Origin of the sequence: Pseudomonas sp. RW407, assembly GCF_003176655.1 — a bacterium.
Lineage (GTDB): Bacteria > Pseudomonadota > Gammaproteobacteria > Pseudomonadales > Pseudomonadaceae > Pseudomonas > Pseudomonas delhiensis.
In genome coordinates this window covers 1-782 of sequence record NZ_QGSL01000019.1, presented here as the reverse complement: position 1 = coordinate 782, position 782 = coordinate 1, and the positions used below count along the sequence as shown (strand labels likewise).

The window sequence follows — 782 nt, the reverse complement described above, 5'->3', positions numbered from 1 at the left end:
TCGGTCTTGGTGTTGCCGCGGTAGTTGATGCGGTTGACGTAGGCGCGCTTGCCCGGGTCGACCACGTAGGTGATGGACACGGTCTTGTCGTCGTCGTGCGCTTCCGGCACGCCGTTGACGTTGGCGAAGGTGTAGCCCTCGTTGCCCAGGCGGCGGGTGATCAGGTCGGAGGTGGAGGTCATCACCTTGCGCGAGAACACCTGGCCCGGCTCGACCAGCATCAGCTTCTTGATCTCTTCTTCCGGCACCTTGAGGTCGCCGGTCAGTTTCACCTCGCGGACCTTGTACTTCTCACCCTCGTTGATGTTGACGGTGATGTAGACGTGTTTCTTGTCCGGGGTGATGGACACCTGGGTGGAGGCGATGTCCATGTGGATGTAGCCGCGGTCCAGGTAGTAGGAGCGCAGGCGCTCCAGGTCGCCGGAGAGCTTCTCGCGGGAGTACTTGTCGTCGTTCTTGAAGAAGGACAGCCAGTTGGTGGTCTTCAGCTCGAACAGGCCGGTCAGGTCCTCGTCGGAGAACACGGTGTTGCCGACCACGTTGACGTGGGCAATGGCCGCGACCGTGCCTTCGTTGACGGTGATCTTCAGCGCCACGCGGTTGCGCGGCTGCGGGGTGACCTGGGTCTCGATGTTGGCCGAGTAGCGGCCCTGGGCCACGTACTGGCGCTGCAGTTCGTTGCGCACGCCTTCGAGGGTGGCGCGCTGGAAGATCTCGCCTTCGGCCAGGCCCGACTGCTTGAGGCCCTTCATCAGGTCTTCGGTGCTGATGGCCTTGTTGCC

Annotated in this window: 1 protein-coding gene; it reads right to left on the bottom strand. The window is 62.8% G+C overall.

What is annotated here, in order from left to right; genetic code table 11:
• Positions 1-782, bottom strand: a 782-nt coding sequence (bamA, locus tag DK254_RS00835) for an outer membrane protein assembly factor BamA (protein ID WP_109931654.1), incomplete at both ends; no start/stop codon positions are given.